This window comes from Agromyces archimandritae, from assembly GCF_018024495.1.
GTDB lineage: Bacteria > Actinomycetota > Actinomycetes > Actinomycetales > Microbacteriaceae > Agromyces > Agromyces archimandritae.
The window spans coordinates 743,033-762,008 of the sequence record NZ_CP071696.1 but is presented as its reverse complement, the minus strand read 5'-3'; the positions used below and the strand labels follow the sequence as shown (position 1 = coordinate 762,008).

18 protein-coding genes are annotated in these 18,976 nt (G+C 71.0%); 7 read left to right on the top strand and 11 right to left on the bottom strand.

The genetic code is table 11. From position 1 onward, the window contains the following. Positions 1–54 precede the first annotated feature (54 nt). The gene (locus G127AT_RS03540) at positions 55–1,176 is read left to right on the top strand and encodes an adenosine deaminase (protein WP_210899900.1); all 1,122 of its coding nucleotides are present in this window, start codon (positions 55–57) and stop codon (positions 1,174–1,176) included. Further along, positions 1,173–1,622, top strand: coding sequence for a PTS sugar transporter subunit IIA (locus G127AT_RS03535; RefSeq protein ID WP_210899897.1), 450 nt, complete (start codon positions 1,173–1,175; stop codon positions 1,620–1,622). The genes G127AT_RS03540 and G127AT_RS03535 overlap by 4 nt, the downstream gene beginning before the upstream one ends. A gap of 57 nt (positions 1,623–1,679) precedes the next feature. Here the strand turns inward: G127AT_RS03535 and G127AT_RS03530 are convergent, their stop codons facing one another. Both G127AT_RS03530 and G127AT_RS03525 read right to left on the bottom strand, forming a co-directional pair. Beyond that, positions 1,680–3,482 (bottom strand): phospho-sugar mutase, encoded by a 1,803-nt coding sequence (locus G127AT_RS03530; RefSeq protein WP_244857717.1) that lies wholly within the window; start codon positions 3,480–3,482, stop codon positions 1,680–1,682. A gap of 64 nt (positions 3,483–3,546) precedes the next feature. Continuing rightward, the gene (locus G127AT_RS03525) at positions 3,547–4,374 is read right to left on the bottom strand and encodes a purine-nucleoside phosphorylase (protein WP_210899891.1); all 828 of its coding nucleotides are present in this window, start codon (positions 4,372–4,374) and stop codon (positions 3,547–3,549) included. Between the two features lie 147 nt (positions 4,375–4,521). Between G127AT_RS03525 and G127AT_RS03520 the strand changes: the two genes are divergently transcribed. Next, positions 4,522–5,952 (top strand): NAD(P)H-quinone dehydrogenase, encoded by a 1,431-nt coding sequence (locus tag G127AT_RS03520; protein WP_210899888.1) that lies wholly within the window; start codon positions 4,522–4,524, stop codon positions 5,950–5,952. Positions 5,953–6,019: 67 nt separating this feature from the next. On the opposite strand, the gene G127AT_RS03515 is transcribed toward G127AT_RS03520, so the two are convergent. Beyond that, complete coding sequence (locus G127AT_RS03515; RefSeq protein WP_210899885.1) at positions 6,020–7,789, bottom strand: acetyl/propionyl/methylcrotonyl-CoA carboxylase subunit alpha; 1,770 nt, start codon at positions 7,787–7,789, stop codon at positions 6,020–6,022. Between the two features lie 111 nt (positions 7,790–7,900). Then, a complete protein-coding gene (locus G127AT_RS03510; protein WP_210899882.1) occupies positions 7,901–8,572 on the bottom strand; it encodes a Maf family protein in 672 nt (223 codons plus the stop codon). Between the two features lie 38 nt (positions 8,573–8,610). On the opposite strand from G127AT_RS03510, the gene G127AT_RS03505 reads away from it, so the two are divergent. Genes G127AT_RS03505 through G127AT_RS03490 form a run of 4 tightly spaced genes read left to right on the top strand, consistent with a single transcriptional unit; the run spans position 8,611 to position 12,874 of the window. After that, positions 8,611–9,921, top strand: coding sequence for a class I SAM-dependent RNA methyltransferase (locus G127AT_RS03505; protein WP_210899879.1), 1,311 nt, complete (start codon positions 8,611–8,613; stop codon positions 9,919–9,921). Between the two features lie 49 nt (positions 9,922–9,970). Next, a complete protein-coding gene (locus G127AT_RS03500) occupies positions 9,971–10,645 on the top strand; it encodes a response regulator transcription factor (protein ID WP_210899876.1) in 675 nt (224 codons plus the stop codon). Continuing rightward, complete coding sequence (locus G127AT_RS03495; RefSeq protein WP_210899873.1) at positions 10,632–11,864, top strand: sensor histidine kinase; 1,233 nt, start codon at positions 10,632–10,634, stop codon at positions 11,862–11,864. The genes G127AT_RS03500 and G127AT_RS03495 overlap by 14 nt, the downstream gene beginning before the upstream one ends. Further along, complete coding sequence (locus G127AT_RS03490) at positions 11,861–12,874, top strand: hypothetical protein (RefSeq protein ID WP_210899869.1); 1,014 nt, start codon at positions 11,861–11,863, stop codon at positions 12,872–12,874. The genes G127AT_RS03495 and G127AT_RS03490 overlap by 4 nt, the downstream gene beginning before the upstream one ends. 460 nt (positions 12,875–13,334) lie before the next feature. Here G127AT_RS03490 and G127AT_RS03485 read toward each other — a convergent pair whose 3' ends face one another. The 7 genes from G127AT_RS03485 to G127AT_RS03455 form a co-directional block, all read right to left on the bottom strand. Next, entirely contained in the window at positions 13,335–13,976 is a 642-nt protein-coding gene (locus G127AT_RS03485; RefSeq protein ID WP_210899866.1) for an ATP-binding cassette domain-containing protein, read from the bottom strand. Continuing rightward, positions 13,973–14,692, bottom strand: a complete 720-nt coding sequence (locus G127AT_RS03480) for a hypothetical protein (protein WP_210899863.1) — start codon at positions 14,690–14,692, stop codon at positions 13,973–13,975. The genes G127AT_RS03485 and G127AT_RS03480 overlap by 4 nt, the downstream gene beginning before the upstream one ends. Then, entirely contained in the window at positions 14,689–15,429 is a 741-nt protein-coding gene (locus G127AT_RS03475) for a hypothetical protein (protein ID WP_210899860.1), read from the bottom strand. Before G127AT_RS03475 ends, G127AT_RS03480 begins: the two co-directional genes overlap by 4 nt. Next, complete coding sequence (locus G127AT_RS03470; protein ID WP_210899859.1) at positions 15,426–16,223, bottom strand: hypothetical protein; 798 nt, start codon at positions 16,221–16,223, stop codon at positions 15,426–15,428. Before G127AT_RS03470 ends, G127AT_RS03475 begins: the two co-directional genes overlap by 4 nt. A gap of 22 nt (positions 16,224–16,245) precedes the next feature. Beyond that, the gene (locus tag G127AT_RS03465) at positions 16,246–16,641 is read right to left on the bottom strand and encodes a hypothetical protein (RefSeq protein WP_210899856.1); all 396 of its coding nucleotides are present in this window, start codon (positions 16,639–16,641) and stop codon (positions 16,246–16,248) included. Between the two features lie 364 nt (positions 16,642–17,005). Further along, positions 17,006–17,248 (bottom strand): acyl-CoA carboxylase subunit epsilon, encoded by a 243-nt coding sequence (locus G127AT_RS03460; protein ID WP_210899853.1) that lies wholly within the window; start codon positions 17,246–17,248, stop codon positions 17,006–17,008. Between the two features lie 13 nt (positions 17,249–17,261). Continuing rightward, positions 17,262–18,884 (bottom strand): acyl-CoA carboxylase subunit beta, encoded by a 1,623-nt coding sequence (locus G127AT_RS03455; RefSeq protein WP_425305880.1) that lies wholly within the window; start codon positions 18,882–18,884, stop codon positions 17,262–17,264. Positions 18,885–18,976 lie beyond the last annotated feature (92 nt).

Sequence of the window (18,976 nt, the reverse complement as noted above, 5' to 3'; positions counted from 1 at the left end):
AAGACCTTCGAAAACACCGAGACTTCCGCGGCATCCCCCGACTATCGTTGAGGCGTGAACACAGACACGGCCGGGTACCGGCTCGAGGGGGACGGCGCCGACATCCGCTCGCTGCCGAAGGTTTCGCTGCACGATCACCTCGACGGCGGACTCCGCCCGCAGACGGTGATCGAACTCGCCGACGAGATCGGCTTCGAGGTGCCGGCGGCCGATGCCGCCTCGCTCGCCGACTGGTTCGCCGAACGGTCCGACTCGGGCGAGCTCGTCGAATACCTGAAGACCTTCGACGTGACGACGGCGGTCATGCAGACCCGGGCCGGGCTCGAGCGCGTCGCCCGCGAATCGGTCCTCGATCTCGCCGCCGACGGCGTCGTCTACGGCGAACTGCGCTGGGCGCCCGAGCAGCACCAGGTGCGTGGGCTCGGGCTCGACGAGGTCGTGGAGGCCGTGCAGGCCGGCATCGACGCCGGCATCGACGAGGCCGCCTCGCAGGGCCGCGGGATCCGCATCGGCCAGCTCGTCACCGCCATGCGCCACGCCGACCGCGCGCTCGAGATCGCCGAGCTCGCCGTCCGCCACCGCGACCGCGGCGTCGTCGGCTTCGACATCGCCGGGGCCGAGGCCGGGTTCCTGCCGAGCCGGCACCGCACCGCCTTCGACTACCTCGCCTCGCAGTTCTTCCCCGTCACCGTGCACGCCGGCGAAGCCGACGGGCTCGAGTCGATCCGCTCGGCCCTCCTCGACGGGCGGGCGCTGCGCCTCGGGCACGGCGTGCGCATCGCCGAAGACGTCACCGTCGAGCGCGAGGACGACGAGAACACCTACGTCACGCTCGGCCTGCTCTCGCAGTGGGTGCGCGATCGCGGCATCGCCCTCGAGACGAGCCCGTCGTCGAACCTGCAGACCGGGGCGATCGCCGCATGGGGCGACGACCTCGTCGACCATCCCTTCGACCTGCTGTACCAGCTGGGGTTCAACGTCACCGTCAACACCGACAACCGCCTGCAGTCGGGCACCAGCCTGAGCCGTGAGCTCGCGCTCCTGGCCGACGCCTTCGGCTACGACCTCGACGACCTCGAGACCTTCCAGCTGAACGCCGCCGAGGCCGCCTTCCTGCCCGTCGAGGAGCGCGAGGAGCTCGCCGAGCTCATCGAGGACGGCTTCGACGCCGCATGACCCTTCCCCCGCTGCCCGATGCCGCGGTCGTCATCGACGCCCCGGCCGGCGACTGGCGCGCCGCCGTCCGCCAGGCTGCCTCGGCCCTGCAACGGGCCGGCGCCGTGTCGAGCGGATACGCGGACCGCATGATCGACGTCATCGAACAGTTCGGCGCCTACGTCGTCGTCGCCCCCGGCCTCGCCCTCGCGCACGCCCGCCCGGGCTCCGACGTCCGCCACGAGGGCATCTCGGTCGTGACGCTGGCCGAACCCGTCGCCTTCGGGCATCCGCACCACGACCCCGTCTCGGTCGTCGTCGGCGTCGCCGTCGAGAACGCCGAGGAGCATGTGGCCCTCGTCGCCGAGCTCGCGAACGTGCTCGACGACCCGGGGCTCGTCTCCCGGCTCGCGGATGCCGCAAGCGCCGACGCCGTCCGCGAGCTCCTCGGACTCGAAGCCGCGTGAGCGTCGGCGTGCACCGCGACCGCGTCGGCGGCTGAGCAGCAAGCGCGGCGGCACCGCTCAGCCCAGCAGCTCCCGCATCGCCGTCTCGAGATCCGCGGCGCGCGCCTCCGCGGCCGCGCGGCTCGCCGGGGCCGACCCGGCGTCCGTCGTCGTGTCGATGTAGACCTTCAGCTTCGGCTCGGTGCCGCTCGGCCGCACCATGATGCGCGAGGCGTCGTCGAGGTCGAACCGCAGCACGTCCGCCGGCGGCAGCTCGCCGCCGGCGAGCAGATCCGTCACCCGCGACACCTCGGCGCCGCGGATCGCGGCCGGCGGGTCGGCGCGCAGGGCCGCCATGAGTTCGCCGATCCGCTCGATGCGTTCGACCCGGAGCGAGAACTGGCGCGAGGCGAACGCGCCGAACCGTTCCACGAAGGCCTCCAGATGGTCGGCGAGGGTCACCCCGGCCGCCTCGAGCTCGGACGCGAGGGCGAGCACGGCGATCGCCGCCGAGATGCCGTCCTTGTCGCGCACGGTGCCGGGGTTCACGAGGTAGCCGAGGGCTTCCTCGTAGCCGAAGACGAGGTCCTCGGCCCGCGAGATCCACTTGAAGCCCGTGAGCGTCGCCCGGAACCCGAGCCCGTACGCGCGGGCGACCGTCTCGAGCCCGGGGGAGGAGACGATCGAGCAGGCGAGCGTGCCGCGCGCGCCCTCCGGTTCGGCCGCCGCGATGCGGGCGGCCCGCCACCCGAGCAGGAGGCCGACCTCGTTGCCGCTGAGCCGCCGGAATCCGGCCTCGGCGGAAGCATCGGGGATCCCGACGGCCAAACGGTCGGCATCCGGGTCGTGCGCGATCACGAGGTCCGCGCCGACCTCGCCGGCCCGTTCGAAGACGAGATCCATCGCCCCCGGCTCCTCCGGATTCGGGAACGACACGGTCGGGAACGCCGGGTCCGGCTCGAGTTGACGGGCCACGACCTTCGGCGGCATGAAACCGGCCGCGGCGACGACGGCGAAGAAGGTGTCGGCGCCGACCCCGTGCATCGCCGTGTAGGCCACGAGGGGCTGGGCCGGCGGCCACGCCGGGATGCGGGCGAGCGACGCGGCCGCCTCGCCCATCGCCCCGGCCGGCGGCTGCAGGGCCGGCACGGGCGCGGTGATCGCGTCGGCGACGCGGAGCGTCGGGACCGCGACGGATGCCGTCTGCGCGACGTACTCGCGCACGAGCGATTCGGGGGCCGTCTCGGCCGCGCCCCGGGGCAGTTCCGAGACGGGCGCGGATGCCGCCGCACGCTCGATGAGGTCGGCGATCTCGGCATCCTGCGGCGAGACGAGCTGTGAGCCGGCATCCGCACCCCCGAGGTACACCTTGTACCCGTTGTCGTGCGGCGGATTGTGCGAGGCGGTCACCATGATGCCCGCGTCGGTATCGAGATGCCGCACGGCGAAGGCGAGCACCGGCGTCGGCAGCATCCGCGGCATGAGGATCGCCCGAAGGCCGGCGCCGGCGATGATCTCGGCCGAGTCGCGGGCGAAGACCTCGGAGTTCTTGCGGCCGTCCCAGCCGATGACGACGCTCGGCGTCTCCCGCCCGGGCTCGCCGGCCGCGCGCTCGGCGAGGAAGGCGGCGATGCCGGCCGCGGCCTGCATGACGAGCACCCGGTTCATCCGGTTCGGCCCGGCGGCGATGCGGCCGCGCAGGCCGGCCGTGCCGAAGGCGAGCCGCCGGTCGAAGCGGTCGTGCAGCTCGGCGAGCGCCGGGCCGTCGCCGGTGCGGGCGGCGTCCACGATGCCGGCGAGCTCGGTGCGCGTCTCCGGGTCGGGGTCTTCCACGATCCACGCCTCGGCACGGGCGATGAGCCGTTCGTCGTCGCTGTCCACCTGGTCTCCTGTCCTGCCTCGCGTCGTCTGCCGGGTGCGGGCCGCATCACTGCGGCGGGTGCCGTCAGATCGCCGCGATGATGCGCGCGAGCATCGCCCCGATGACGGGCTCGGCCGCACGGCCCGCCTCCAGCACCTCCTCATGGCTGAGCGGGGTCGCCTGGATGCCGGCGGCGAGGTTCGTGATGAGCGAGAGGCCGAGCACCTCCATGCCCGCCTCGCGGGCCGCGATCGCCTCGAGCGCGGTCGACATGCCGACGATGTCGCCGCCGATCGTGCGGGCCATGCGGACCTCGGCGGGGGTCTCGTAGTGCGGGCCGCGGAACTGCACGTACACGCCCTCCTCGAGCCCGGGATCCACCTCGCGGGCGACGGCACGGAGCCTCGCCGAGTACAGATCGGTCAGGTCGACGAACGTCGCCCCTTCGAGCGGCGAGTCGGCGGTGAGGTTGATGTGGTCGGAGATGAGGACCGGCGTGCCCGCCGCCCAGTGCTCGCGGATGCCGCCGGCGCCGTTCGTGAGGATCATCGTCGTCGCGCCGGCCGCGGCGGCCGTGCGCACCGAATGCGCGACGCGTCGCACGCCGTAGCCCTCGTAGTAGTGCGTGCGTGCGCCGATGACGAGTGCGCGGCGGCCGTCCGGCAGCAGCACCGAGCGGAGGGTGCCGGCGTGCCCGACGACGGCGGATGCCGTGAAGCCCGGCACCTCGGTCGCGGCGATCTCGTGCGTCGTCTCGCCGAGGAACTCGGCCGTGCGGCCCCAGCCGCTGCCGAGGGTGAGGGCCACGTCGTGGTGTTCGGCGCCGGTCAGCTCGGCGATGCGCGCCGCTGCGCGACGGGCGATCTCGAACGGGTCCGCGGCCGGGTCGTCGAGGGGGTTCGCGTCATGCATCCCATCACTGTACTGACTCGGCGCGGGCGCCACCGGGGCATCCGCTGCGACCTTCCGCGCGTCGCGCCCGGGCATCCGCTTGCTGGCCTGTCGTGCTCGCCCGCCCGGCGTCCGGAGACGCGTCGCGAATGCGACAGAATGGAAGCCATGGCTTACGAGTTCGAGCGCACGCAGCGGATCGCCGTCCTCGGAGGAGGTCCCGGCGGCTACGAGGCGGCACTCGCCGGCGCGCAGCTCGGTGCCGAGGTGACCCTCGTCGAGCGGGCCGGCGTCGGCGGTGCGGCGGTGCTCACCGACGTCGTGCCCTCGAAGTCGCTCATCGCGACGGCCGAGGCCTCCAACGCCGTCAAGGAGGCCGCCGACCTCGGCGTGCAGTTCTACGCGAAGGGCTCGGGCGACAAGCCCGTCCGCCCCGACGTCGCCATCAATCTCGCGGCCGTCAACAAGCGCCTGCTCGGCCTGGCCGCGCAGCAGTCCGAGGACATGCGCGGCAACCTCATCGAAGCCGGCGTGCGGCTCGTGCAGGGCGAGGGGCGCCTCGACGGGCCGAACGCGATCATCGCGTCCACCGCCCGCGGCGGCACCGACTTCGACCGCATCGAAGCCGACACCATCGTCGTCTCGGTGGGGTCGACGCCGCGCGTGCTGCCCACCGCCGTGCCGGACGGGGAGCGGATCCTCACCTGGACGCAGCTCTACGCCCTCCGCGAAGTGCCGCCGCACCTCATCGTCGTCGGCTCCGGCGTCACCGGTGCCGAGTTCGCCAGCGCCTATCGCGCCCTCGGCGCGCAGGTCACCCTCATCTCCAGTCGCAACCAGGTGCTGCCGGGCGAAGACGCCGACGCGGCCGCGGTGCTCGAGAAGGTCTTCAAGCGCAACGGGCTGAAGGTGCTCTCGAAATCGCGCGCCGACTCGGTCGTGCGCGACGGCGACGAGGTCGTCGCGACCCTCACCGACGGTCGCGAGGTGCGCGGCAGCCACTGCCTGATGGCGGTCGGTTCCGTGCCGAACACCGACGGGATCGGGCTCGAGGAGGCCGGCATCCAGCTCGCCGAGTCGGGGCACATCCGCGTCAACCGCGTCGCACGCACCTCCATGCCGAACATCTACGGAGCCGGCGACTGCACGACCTTCATGCCGCTGGCCTCGGTCGCCTCGATGCAGGGCCGCACGGCGGTGCTGCACGCGATGGGCGACGTCGTGAACCCGCCGTCGCCGCGCAACGTCACCTCGAACATCTTCACCCAGCCCGAGATCGCGACGATCGGCGTCACGCAGCGCGAGCTCGAGGAGGGGGTCATCGAGGGGCAGATCTACAAGCTGCCGCTCTCGTCGAACCCGCGGGCGAAGATGATGGGCATCCGCGACGGCTTCGTGAAGCTGTTCGCGCGCACCGGCTCCGGCACGGTCATCGGCGGAGTCATCGTCGCCCCGAAGGCCTCCGAGCTCATCTTCCCGGTCGCGCTGGCCGTCGAGAACCGCCTGACGGTGGACGAGTTCGCCGAGGCGTTCCCGGTGTACCCGTCGCTGACGGGTTCGCTGACGGATGCCGCTCGCGCGATGCACATCGTGCACTGACCCGCGTGCACTGACGCGACCGGCCCGGCGGCCGGACCGGCCCGGCGCGGAGCCGTCGCGCGGCGCCTCAGGCGTCGGCGATCGAGAGCAGCAGGTGGCCGCTGGAGACCGTGGTGCCCGTGGCCGCGTTGACGGCGCCGATGACGCCGTCCTTGTGGGCGACGATGGGCTGCTCCATCTTCATGGCCTCGAGCACGAGCACGAGGTCGCCCTTGACGACGCGGTCGCCCTCGGCGACGGCGACCTTGACGACGGTGGCCTGCATGGGCGCCTTCACGGCATCCCCCGTCGACGTCTCGACGCTGCCGCCGCCGACCCGACGGCGTGGGGGCTGCCCGGCGGTCGCCTCGGCAGCGCCGCCCGTCATGAGGCGTTTCGGCAGGCTGACGCGCACGCGCCGACCATCGACCTCGATGACGACCTGCTCGCGGGACTCCGGGCCGCGCGGCTCGGTCTCCTCGCCGCTCCAGGGTTCGAGGCGGTTGTCGTACTCGGTCTCGATCCAGCGCGTGTAGACGCCGAAGGGCTCGCCGCCCTCGGGGGCGAACGCCGGATTGCGGACGATGTCGCGGTGGAAGGGCAGCACCGTCGGCAGGCCGATGACCTCGAACTCGTCGAGGGCGCGGCGGGCGCGGGCGATGGCCTCTTCGCGGGTGGCGCCGGTGACGACGAGCTTGGCGAGCAGCGAGTCGAAGGCGCCCGAGATCTCGTCGCCCGTGGTGACGCCCGAGTCGATGCGGACGCCGGGGCCGCCCGGGAAGCGGATCGCGTGGATCGGCCCGGGTGCGGGCAGGAAGCCGCGCCCCGGGTCCTCGCCGTTGATACGGAACTCGATCGAGTGCCCGGCCGGGGCGGGGTCGTCGTAGTCGAGGAGCCCGCCCTCGGCGATGCGGAACTGCTCGCGGACGAGGTCGAGCCCGGTGACCTCTTCGGAGACGGGGTGCTCGACCTGCAGGCGGGTGTTGACCTCGAGGAAGGAGACCGTGCCGTCCTGCCCGATGAGGAACTCGCAGGTGCCGGCGCCGAGGTAGCCGACCTCGCGCAGGATCGCCTTCGAGGAGGTCACGAGCGCCTCGTGCTGGGCGGGCGTCAGGAAGGGCGCCGGCGCCTCTTCGACGAGCTTCTGGTGGCGCCGCTGCAGCGAGCAGTCGCGCGTCGAGACGACGACGACGTTGCCTGCGGCATCCGCCAGGCACTGGGTCTCGACGTGCCGGGGCTTGTCGAGGTACTTCTCGACGAAGCATTCGCCGCGGCCGAAGGCGGCCAGGGCCTCGCGGGTGGCCGACTCGAAGAGCTCGGGCACCTCCTCGCGGGTGCGGGCGACCTTCAGGCCGCGGCCGCCGCCGCCGAACGCGGCCTTGATCGCTACGGGCAGGCCGTGGGCGTCGACGAATTCGAGCACCTCGGCGGCATCCGCCACGGGGTTCAGCGTGCCTGGCGCGAGCGGCGCGCCGACCTGCTCGGCGACGTGCCGGGCCGAGACCTTGTCGCCGAGGCGGTCGATGGCGTCGGGGGACGGGCCGATCCAGATCAGGCCGGCCTCGATGACGGCGCGGGCGAAGCCGGAGTTCTCGGCGAGGAAGCCGTAGCCGGGGTGCACCGCGTTCGCACCGGCACGGCGGGCGACCGAGAGGAGCTTGTCGATGACGAGATAGGTGTCGGCGCTCGTGGTGCCGTCGAGGGCGTACGCCTCGTCGGCGAGGACGACGTGCCGGGCGTCGCGATCCTGGTCGGCGTAGACGGCGACGGAGGGGATCCCGGCGTCGCGAGCGGCACGGATGATGCGGACGGCGATCTCACCACGATTGGCGATGAGCACCTTTTCGATACGCGGCATAATGCTCAAGCCTATTGACGGGGTGCGGATCGTCTTTGGGCGGCTTCCACAAAAAGCTCGCGAAAGCCTTGCGGGCGCCGACAAGGGGTGCGGGATGCCCGGGCGCGTCGCTCAGGCGCGCGAGGGCCGGTTCCAGAGCTCGGTCCACTCCCCGCCGAGCTCGCGCACCAGCTCGCGCAGCGTCGACAGCGACAGCCCCACCACGGTCGACGGGTCGCCCTCGACCCGCGTGATGAAGGGGCCGCCGAGGCTGTCGACGGTGAACGCTCCGGCGACCTCGAGCGGCTCGCCTGTGGCGATGTACGCGTCGATCTCCGCCTCGGTGACGTCGGCGAACGTGACGTCGGCGTAGGCCGCCCGGCCGACGGCGGCGCGCGGGGCGCCGCCGCGGTGATCGATCAGCCAGTGGCCGCTCCACAGCCGGCCGGTGCGGCCGCGCTGCGCGAGCCAGCGCTCACGGGCGCGCTCCGGCGTGTGCGGCTTGCCGTGCGTGATGCCGTCGATGAGGAATGCCGAGTCGCCGCCGAGGACGAATCCGTCGACGGCCTCCTCGTCGGCCCGGCCGTCGTGCAGCCCCGCCGCGAGCCCGGCGGCGACCGCCTCGGCCTTCGCACGCGCGAGCAGCTGGACGGTCTGCTCGGTCGTGAGCGGGCCGTGCTCGGCTTCGGCGGCCGCGACGGCGGCCGGTTCGTCGACGCCGGGGGCGATGCAGACCGGTTCGATGCCGGCGGCGCGCAGCAGCGCGAGACGGGCGGGGGAAGTCGACGCGAGAGAGAGGCGCATGCCCCGATTCTGCCAGCGACGCGTGGGATGCTGGATGGATGGCCTCTTCCGATGAACCGCTGCTCGATCTCGAGGTCACGGGTATCGCCCACGGCGGCGTCGCCGTCGCCCGGCACGAGGGCCGCGTCGTGTTCGTCGCCGATGCGATCCCGGGCGAACGGGTCCGCGCCCGCGTGCGCGACGACCGGCACGACCGCTTCTGGCGCGCCGACACCGTCGACGTCCTCGACGCATCCCCCGACCGGCGCCGCCACCCCTGGCCCGAGGCGGGGCTCGAACGCGACCCGGCCGTGCGCGCCGGCGGCGCCGAGTTCGGCCACATCCGCCCCGCCCGCCAGCGCGCCCTCAAGGCTCAGGTGCTCGCCGAGGCCATGCAGCGCTTCGCCGGCCTCGAGCTCGACGTGCCCGTCGGGGCGGTGTCGGCCTCGGCGGCGGATGCCGGGGCCCCCGCCGACCCCGACGAACCCGCCGAGGGCTGGCGCACCCGCGTCCGCCTGCACGTCGACGCCGAGGGGCGCGTCGGGCCCTACGCCGCCCGCTCGCACGACGTGGTGCCGGTCGCCTCCGTGCCGCTCGCCGTGCTCGAACTGCAGGAGATCGCCGCGCTCGACCGTCGCTTCGAGGGGGCCGCCGAGATCGACCTCATCGCGCCGTCCGCCGGAGAGGCGGAGCTCGTGGTGCGGCCCGCCGGCGAGCGCCGCGGCGGGGCCGCGAGGCGGGGGCGACGCGCGGCATCCACTCGCGATGCGGCACGCCCGCACATCGTCGAACGCGTCGGCGACCGCCTCTTCCGCCTCGACCGCGACGGCTTCTGGCAGGTGCACCGCGGTGCCGCGACGACCCTCTCCCGCGCCGTGCGCGAACACCTCGATCCGGCCCGCTTCGACCCCGACGCCGACAACCTCGACCTCTACGGCGGGGTGGGCCTGCTCGCAGCAGCCGTCGGCGACCGCTTCGGCGGCGACGCGCGCATCACGACCGTCGAAGCCGACCGGCGAGCGAGCGAGCATGCCGCCGGCAACCTCGCCGACCGGCCGAGCGCCCAAGCCGTCGCCGCCCGCGTCGACCGGTACCTCGACCGCCTCGACCGGGGCGGGCGCACCCTGGCCGGTGCATCGGTCGTACTCGACCCGCCGCGCTCAGGCGCCGGCCGCGCCGTCGTCGACCGTCTCGCCGCGCTCGGGCCGGCCCAGATCGTCTACGTCGCCTGCGACCCCGTCGCCCTCGCCCGCGACGTCGGGCTGTTCCGCGAGCACGGCTACGGACTCGAGGCCGTCGACGCCTACGATCTCTTCCCCGACACGCACCATCTTGAAGCCGTGGCCCGCCTGACCGCTATCGTGGGCTGAGGCGGGCCCGCGTCCGCCGCAGCGAACGACACGCGAGAGGCAGGCACCGGTGACGCGGAAGGCCGCAGAGCAGGGCACGATCGCGATCGTGGACGATCACGAGGCCGTGCGGCTGGGCCTCCGCGCCGCATGCGAAGACGCCGGGCACACCGTCGTCGCCTCGACGGCGACCGTGACCGAACTGCTGAAGACCCTCCGCGGCCGGCCCGCACAGCTCGTCGTGCTCGACCTCTCGCTCGGCGACGGCTCCAGCGTCACCGAGAACGTCCGATCCATCCTCGCCACCGGCAGTGCCGTGCTCGTCCACTCCATCGCCGACCGCGTCGCCGCCGTCCGCGAGGCGCTCGCCGCCGGCGCCGCCGGCGTCATCCCGAAATCCTCGCCCATGTCGACCGTGCTCGCCGCCATCGAGACCGTCGCCCGCGGCGACGTGCTGAACAACCTCGAATGGGCCAGCGCGATCGAAGCCGACCACGACTTCGCCAAGGCCGCCCTCGGCCGCCGTGAACGCGATGTGCTGCACCTGTACGCCTCCGGGCTGCCGCTGAAACTCGTCGCGGTGCAGCTCGGCATCGCGCATTCGACGGCGCGCGAGTATCTCGACCGCATCCGGCAGAAGTACGTCGAAGTCGGCCGGCCCGCCCCCACGAAGGTGGATCTGCTGCGTCGGGCCGTCGAAGACGGCATCCTGCCGAGCATCGACCCAGACGATGCCCGCGGCTGACTGGCGGATGGCGCGCTTCGCGCCGCACCGAACCGCCGTCTCGAGCGCACAGGTCGAGACCGTCGTCGCCCGTGCCGTCGGCATCTTCGGCCTCGTCTTCGCCGCCCAGACGGTGCCGGTGGCCCTCGAGCAGTCCGAGGCGCTCGCCGTGGGCGCCGGCACGACGCTCATGGCGCTGCTCTACGGCGGGGTGGTCGCGCTCGCCGTGGCGAGCATCGGCAAGGTCGCCGTCACCGGCACCGCAGCCGCCTTCGCCGTGCTCTACGCGGCCGCCCTCGCCGCCTGGCCCCTGCTCGTGGACGATCCGGCCGCGCTCGGCGGCCCGCCGTGGCTGTATTACCTCGCGAACGTCGCGACGTCGGCGGCGGCGATCGCGTTCCCGCTGGCGGCATCCGTCGCCTACACCGTGCTCGTGCCCGCCTGGTACGGAGTGCTGCGCGCGACCGCCCCCGGCGGCCAGGCCGACACCCTGCTTGCGACGCTCGATGCCCTGTACGCGATGATCCTCGGCTTCGTGGTGCTCATCATCATCACGATGCTGCGGCAGGCCTCCCGTGCCGTCGACGGCGCACAGGATGCCGCGCTGCGCCGCTACGACGTCGCCGCCCGCCAGCACGCGAACGAGATCGAACGGGTGCGGATCGACGCCCTCGTGCACGATAGCGTCCTGACGACGCTGCTGTCGGCGGCGGCCGCCGAGACCCCGGAGGAGCAGCGGCTGGCCGCGCGCATGGCTCGGGATGCCGTGCGGCGTCTCGACGAGGCGGGGGCGAGCGGACCGCGCACGGTGGAGAGCGTGGGCCTGACGGTGCTGGTGCGGCGCATCCGGGCGGCCCTGACGACCTTCGCCGCGCCGTTCACGGTGCGGGTGGTGAACGCGGCCGGCGTCGAGCTCACCGTCGAGGCGATCGAGGCGGTGTACTCGGCGACGGTGCAGGCGATGGTCAACAGCCTGCAGCATGCCGACGAGGCCGGGCGGACGACGCGGCGGGAGCTTCGCGTGCGCGGGGTCGGCACGGGCGGCGTCGTCGTCGAGGTCGCCGACAACGGCCGCGGCTTCGCCCTGCAGGACGTGCCGAACGAGCGGCTCGGCCTGCGGGTCTCGATCGAGGAGCGGATGGCCGGCGCCGGCGGCACCGCCGTCGTGACGAGCTGGCCGGGGGAGGGCACGACGGTGACGATCGCCTGGCCCGCCGGGGTGGACGGGGCGACGACGTGATCACCGTCCCGCGCTGGCTGCTGCTCGTGCTCGGAGGCATGTTCTCGGGCTACCACGTCGTGCTCGGCATCTATTCGCTGGACGTGCCGGAGACGCCGTGGCCGACGATCGCCGCGCTCTCGCTGTACGTCGTCGCGACCGTGTTGAGCCTCTGGCCCGTGCGGCGGGTGCGGATGCCGGACTGGCTCGCCTCCTACGACCTCGCGGTCGCGATCGCCCTGCCGATGCTCGTGACGAGCCAGCTCGACCCGGGCGCCCACAACGGCTACGCGACGTGGCATGTCGCGGCCGTCGGCACGCTGATGACGATCGTCGCGGCGAGGCGGCGGCTCGTGGTCGCCTGGCTCGGGGTGGGGTTCTTGGCGGCGGAGACGTGGATCTGGGCCGGGCCGGAGGCGCTCGGCCGCCTCGGGGTGTTCGGCAGCATCGTGTGGGTGGGGATCGCGCACATGCTCGCGAGCGCCCTGGCGCGGGCGGCGCGGGAGGCGCGCAAGTTCGCGCAGGCCGAACGCGAGGCGGCGGCATGGCAGGCGGCGCAGGATGCGCATCTGTTCGAGGGCCGCTTCCGGCTGGCGCAGACGAATCGCATCGCGGCGCCGATGCTGCGGCGGATCATGGACCGCGGCGGCGACCTGACGCCCGCGCAGCGCCGGGAGTGCCGGATGCTGGAGGCGGCGATCCGCGATGAGATCCGGGGGCGGATGCTGCTGACCGACACCGTGCGGCACGAGGTGCAGCGGGCGCGCGAGCGCGGGGCGACGGTGACGCTGCTGGACGAGGGCGGCATCGACGGGCTCGACGAGGTCGAACGGGACCGCGTGCTCTCGCGGCTGGCCGAGGCGATCGCCGCTTCGAAGGCGGACCGGATCGTCGCCCGGACGGCGACGGAGGACTCGGGCGCGGCGGTCACGGTCGTCGGCCTCCGCCAGCCGGTCGGGGCCGAGGCCTCGGCGCTCGGCGACGACGACGCGGACGACGAGGTCGAGTTCTGGCTGGAGATCCCGCGCTGAGGAACAGGCGCGAATCCCGGGCGCGAGGCCCGGGATCCGGTTCCGGGCAAGGAATTGGGGGGCCGGTCCCCGACCGACCCCCCGAAGTCCGAGTCACGGCGACAACCCGAATATCGCCCTGACTCGCCCCCAACGGTCGCCTGGATTGCCCGAACGGCGACCTATCGGCGGTACCTAGAAGCGGTACCTGCACTAAGTATTCTGCGCGAGTCGCAAGGCCGTGCACAGTCGGCATTTATGAGGACACGCCGAATCGACGCTTGCGCGTTCGGAAGATCGTGTCGGGAGAGGGTTCCGGAGCGTCGTCGCTCAACCCCCGCGGCACAATACTCCATTCACGCTGGTGCGTCCAGTCCGGGTTCGGGCACACCGATCAGCTCGCGGATCCGCTTGCGGTCCGCTCGGCGGCCGGTTCGCCAGACCACCGGCGAGCGGCCTTGGCACCCACCGGGGCAGCGGATCAGACCGTGACGTTGACCTTCCCGCCCTCTATCTCAAGCGCAACGTCGACGAGACCGTCGAGGTGCGCCCGCTCGTGACTGGTCATGACAAGCGTCCCTCCGCGTCCGCGGAACTCTTCGAGCTGGTTGCGGAGCAAGCTCACACTCTCGCGGTCGAGGGCGTTGAACGGTTCGTCGAGGAGAACGACATCGGGTTCTTCGAGGAAGACCTGGCACAGTGAGAGTTTCTGCTTCATGCCGAGTGAGTATCGCGAGACGCGCGTGCGCAAGAGGGGGTCGAGGCCGAAGGTGCGCATGGTGGCGTGGATGCGAGCGACCCCGACCATCTTGCGGATGCCGGCGAGCTCGCGCAGGTTCTGCACGCCGCTCAGGTGACCGACGTATGCAGGGCCGTCGATCGCGACGCCGAACCGATCCGGGTAGGTGCGGTCGGCATCGAGATACTTCGCAGCAACCCGCACGCTCCCGCTTGTCGGCCGCGTGATGCCGCACATGAGGCGGAGAAGCGCAGACTTGCCGGACCCGTTCGGTCCGTGCAGGGCATACGATGCGCCTTCTTCGATGACCAGGTTCACTCCGGTGAGGAGTGACATCCCTCGAAAGCCGAGGTGGACATCGCGCAACTCGATCACAGAACTCATGAGGTGAGGGCCCTTCTTCTCTGCGTGCGGGTGGATCGACGTGGTTTCGACGCCCGGGACATGCCGAGCGCGACGGTGGCCGCGGTTGCGACCACAAGCACCGCCATCCGCATTCCGTCGTCATCACCGGTGAGGTCGATGTTGAACTGGTGCAGTGGGAGCCAGGGCGGGCTCACGCCGATCGGAGGAACCGCGACGATCAGGGCCGCCGCGCCGAACGCAACCCATGCCGGTGCCCAAAAGTGCACCACGATGAGCGTGAGGCTATAGAAGGCGAGCTGCCACCATCCGATGAAGAAGTAGGCCGCGATCGGTGATGTGATCAGGGGATCTATCAGCACGGCCGGCCCGAACCGCGCTACCAGACTGCAGGTGATGACGACGACAACCGTCGCGGCGAGGGCCCCGGCGGCAACCATCTCCTCCGCAACGATGCGGCGGACGAATCGGGCGTGGCTCCCGGCACGGAGGCGAACCTGCTCGTCCCAGCCCTGATGACTGCGACCCGCGTGCCGCTCGAAGCGGAGCAGCGCGAAGCCGACCGAGGCGACGATCTCGAACCCGGCCGGAGTGAGGAGTCCCTCCACGCGAAAGCCCGATGGCACGAACGCAATTGCGTCTCTTGCCGTTCCGGTTGCCGTGAGGATGCCAAGGCAGGCGAGCGTCGCCACGATGGTGAGGAACCACGGTGGCGGAACGACGCGCTGGAACATCATGTGATCGCCTTCACCCGGTCACGTATGTCGATCGTCAGGCTAAGGAAGAGAACCGCCAGGAGAATGGAAGAGAGGATTGCCGCCGTGCTCGCGATCGTCAGAGCATCCGCCTGGGGCGGTGACTGCCCGAACAAGTGAGCGATCGCGGTGCCGAGAAGATCTGTGCCATCGCCGAGTGTCGCAAGCATCACCGTGATGAATGTCGCGATACCGACCGTGATGCTCAGCCACGCTCTGTGGCTGAGACTGAGGACGCAGAGGAGCGCGCATCGGGTCACGAGTGCCCCGCCGAGCCACCCGATCGCATGCTGCATGCAAGCTTCGAACGCACCTGTAGAGGCCAGCGTCACCCCGCCTGTATGGAGCAGGATGAGCACGGCGGCCATCGCGATAAGTCCGATGCCCAATCCGGCACCCAGCCGGGCAATACCCCGGAGAACGCCTAAGCGCAGGAGGCGCTGGACATGCGATCCATAACGCAGGAGCGCCGGTGGGGTGTCGGCGGCGCCCAGATCAATGAGGCTGGTCCAGAGCACGTACGGCACCCAGACAAAGGCAAGCACATTCGGGGCTCGAAGCACCCCCGCGATCTCGTCGAGAAGCAATATGGGTCCAGCCGAAGACGGCGGCACGAGGAGGGCCGCCTGCGCGGCGAACCCGCCGAGGGCGACGGAGAGCACGGCCATGGCGAGAACCCCGCGCGGCCAGACGAGGGCCGCCCCGAGCTTGGCTGTCATTGTAGGAGCCGAATGTGGCGCACTCGAATAAGTGGAATGACAATGGCCGCGGTACTGACCGCAACGAGCGCTGCGATCACCATGCCCGTTACCACCGGAGGTTCGGGCGAGAGCCCGAACGGAATGAGGAGATACAAGAGCCCGAAGCGAGGTTCGCCGACGAGAGAGAAAGCGACTGTCTCGATGTGAAAGAGGAGGAAAGGAAGAAAGAGGGCGAGTCTGGGCAACCCGAGGAGGAGACCGAGTCCAATAGCTGAGGCGCAGTATGCCGCGGCTTGGACGCCGGTAGTGGCGGCCCAAGTGACGCCAAATGTCCAGTATCCATACTGGGCGAGATCGCCGAAGAGTGCTCGCCCGCCGATATCGGCGGTCACAGCCGCGGCATCAGAGAGTCCGTAGGAAACTGGATCGAAGCGTACTCCAGAGGCCGTTGGCAGGATGGTGACACACCAGGCAAAGGCGGCAAAGACGCTCAGACTGAAGGTGAAGAAGACGATTCCTGCTGAGCGGGCGACCGCGCCGACGAGTTCTCGGCGCATCGAGCTTCGGGTCCAAATGAGGGATGCTGAACGGTTCACGAGTCGGGCAACGAACGGCCCGGCGCCGGCGAGCGCCGCGAGGAGCGGGATCACGAGCGCTACCGGAGACCGCGATGTCGCGATATCGAAGAGATCGAGCGGGCCACGGAGGATGTATTCCGGTGCCTCCACCGTCGCCCACCCGATCATGAGCATCGCGCAGAGTGCGGCCGCAATCGATGAGACTAGCCACGTCTCAGCGGCCGTACCGTGCACATGCTTCATCCTCGACCGCGTTTCAGTTGGACCGGAACTGGCCCTGAGCCTGGACGAGAACGGCCGCGAGGGTGTGATTGCGAACGTTGAGACCGACGTTGCCCTTGAAAGGCTTGTTCAGGCTGACCGTCTGGCCTTCGTTGATGTTTGAAGCGATGGCGCCCTTGGCATCGCTGTACTCAAGGGCCGTGCGTGCGTCGAGGGTGTAGGTCGATCCGATCGCAGACACTTTCACCTGTGCGGGCGTGCTCGTTCCGGTCGATTGGGTTGCGAATCCGATCTGCCAGAGTTGCAGCCGGGGGAGGTTGACGTCGAACCCGATGTAGTTCGACGCCGCGTTGGCCGCCGAACCGACACCGAGCATGGCGGCTGCTGCGATCGCTGCGGCCGACAGCTTGAAGACGATCGACTTCTTCATGTTGCTCATGGTGCCCTTCAGGAAAGCCGGGATCGAAGAACGCGTGCTTTGTGCGTGCTTGTGGGCGGCGCGGCTCGCATGCGCGCAGGAAGATCCCCGGTCAGGTTGTGGTCAGCTATTAAGCTGATCAGCAGCTGATCAGCAGCTGCAAGTGCAGCGTATGGCAGATCCCGACCTTCATCAAGCATCTGATGAGGTCCGAACAAAAGATGCGGCGGAACCTCGATATCGTGGGCAGGCACAGCAGAATCGTCGATGATCGGGGGACCAAGGACGATCCGCCCGAAGGATGTGCGACTCGACGTGGAGAGCGTGAATACACGCCGCGGCCGGCATCCACGCGCCGCCGTCAGCTGGCGCAGAGCTACCAGGCGGATGCCCGCCAGGCACCCGGTCCCGGGTGCAGCGGGCTCCGCAGCATCCGCCGCGAAAGCTCCCACCCGCTCGGGGGTGGCGGGGCGACGCGGGCGATCTCCGCCTGCTCGTCGAGGGCGGCGAGGGTCACCGCGGTGACCGCTGCGGCCTCGGCAGGGGTGAGGCCGTCGGTTTCGATGCGGATGTCGCCGGGCCCGGCCTGCGGGCGGGGCGGCGGGGTGATCTGCGCCATGCTGCTCCTCGGCCTACAGGGGGATGTTGCCGTGCTTCTTCTGCGGCATGCTCGCACGCTTCGTGCGGAGCGAGCGCAGCGCCTTCACGACCGAGACGCGGGTCGCGGCCGGTTCGATGACGCCGTCCAGCTCGCCGCGTTCGGCGGCCAGGAACGGCGAGGCGACGTTGTAGGTGTACTCGCTGGCGAGCTTGGCCCGCACGGCGGCGACGTCTTCGCCGGCCTCCTCGGCGCGTTTGATCTCGCCGCGGTAGAGGATGTTGACGGCGCCCTGCCCGCCCATGACGGCGATCTCGGCGGTCGGCCAGGCGAGGTTGAGGTCGGCGCCGAGCTGCTTGGAGCCCATGACGATGTAGGCGCCGCCGTAGGCCTTGCGGGTGATGACGGTGACGAGGGGCACGGTCGCCTCGGCGTACGCGTAGAGCAGCTTCGCGCCGCGACGGATGACGCCCGTCCATTCCTGGTCGGTGCCGGGCAGGTAGCCGGGCACGTCGACGAGGGTGAGGATCGGGATCGAGAACGCGTCGCAGAAACGCACGAAGCGGCTCGCCTTCTCGCCGGCGTCGATGTTCAGGGTGCCGGCCATCGCATTCGGCTGGTTGGCGATGATGCCGACCGAACGGCCCTCGACGCGGCCGAAGCCGATGACGATGTTCGGGGCGAACAAGGGTTGCACCTCGAGGAAGTCGCCGTGGTCGACGATGCCCTCGATGACCTGCTTCATGTCGTAGGGCTGGTTCGGCGAGTCGGGGATGACCGTGTTCAGCCGCCGGTCGGCGTCGGTGATCTCCAGCTCGACCTCGCTGTCGTAGACGGGGGCGTCGGAGAGGTTGTTGTCGGGCAGGAAACCGAGCAAGGTTCGCACGTAGTCCAGGGCGTCGGCCTCGTCGCTGGCGAGGTAGTGGGCGACGCCGGAGACCTTGTTGTGGGTGAGGGCGCCGCCGAGCTCCTCGAAGCCGACCTCTTCGCCCGTGACGGTCTTGATGACGTCGGGTCCGGTGACGAACATGTGGCTCGACTTGTCGACCATGACGACGAAGTCGGTGAGGGCGGGGGAGTAGACGGCGCCGCCGGCAGCCGGGCCCATCACGATCGAGATCTGCGGGATGACGCCGGATGCGGCGGTGTTGCGGCGGAAGATCTCGCCGTACTTGCCGAGTGCGACCACGCCCTCCTGGATGCGGGCGCCGCCCGAGTCGAGGATGCCGATGAGGGGCACCCCGATCTTCAGCGCGAGCTCCTGCATCTTGATGATCTTCTCGCCGGCGACCTCGCCGAGCGAGCCGCCGAAGATCGTGAAGTCCTGGCTGAAGACGGCGACCTGCCGGCCGTGCACGGTGCCGGTGCCGGTGACGACGGCATCGCCGTAGGGGCGCTTGGCCTCCATGCCGAAGGCGTGCGTGCGGTGGCGGACGAACTCGTCGTACTCGACGAAGGAGCCCGGGTCGAGGAGAGTGTCGATGCGCTCGCGCGCGGTCATCTTGCCCTTGGCGTGCTGCTTGGCGATCGCGGCCTCGCCGCTGGCGGTGACGGCCTCGTGGTACCTCGCCTTGAGGTCGGCGAGCTTGCCCGCCGTCGTCTGCAGCTCGGGGGCGGCGGCTGAATCGTTCGGGGTCGCTTCGGTCACGCGGTTCACTCTACCCGCGGGGTTCCGGCGGGTTTTGTTGAGGGAATCCGACAAAAGCGGACGCGGGCGTGGTGCCTTTCCGCACCGGCATCCACTCGGGG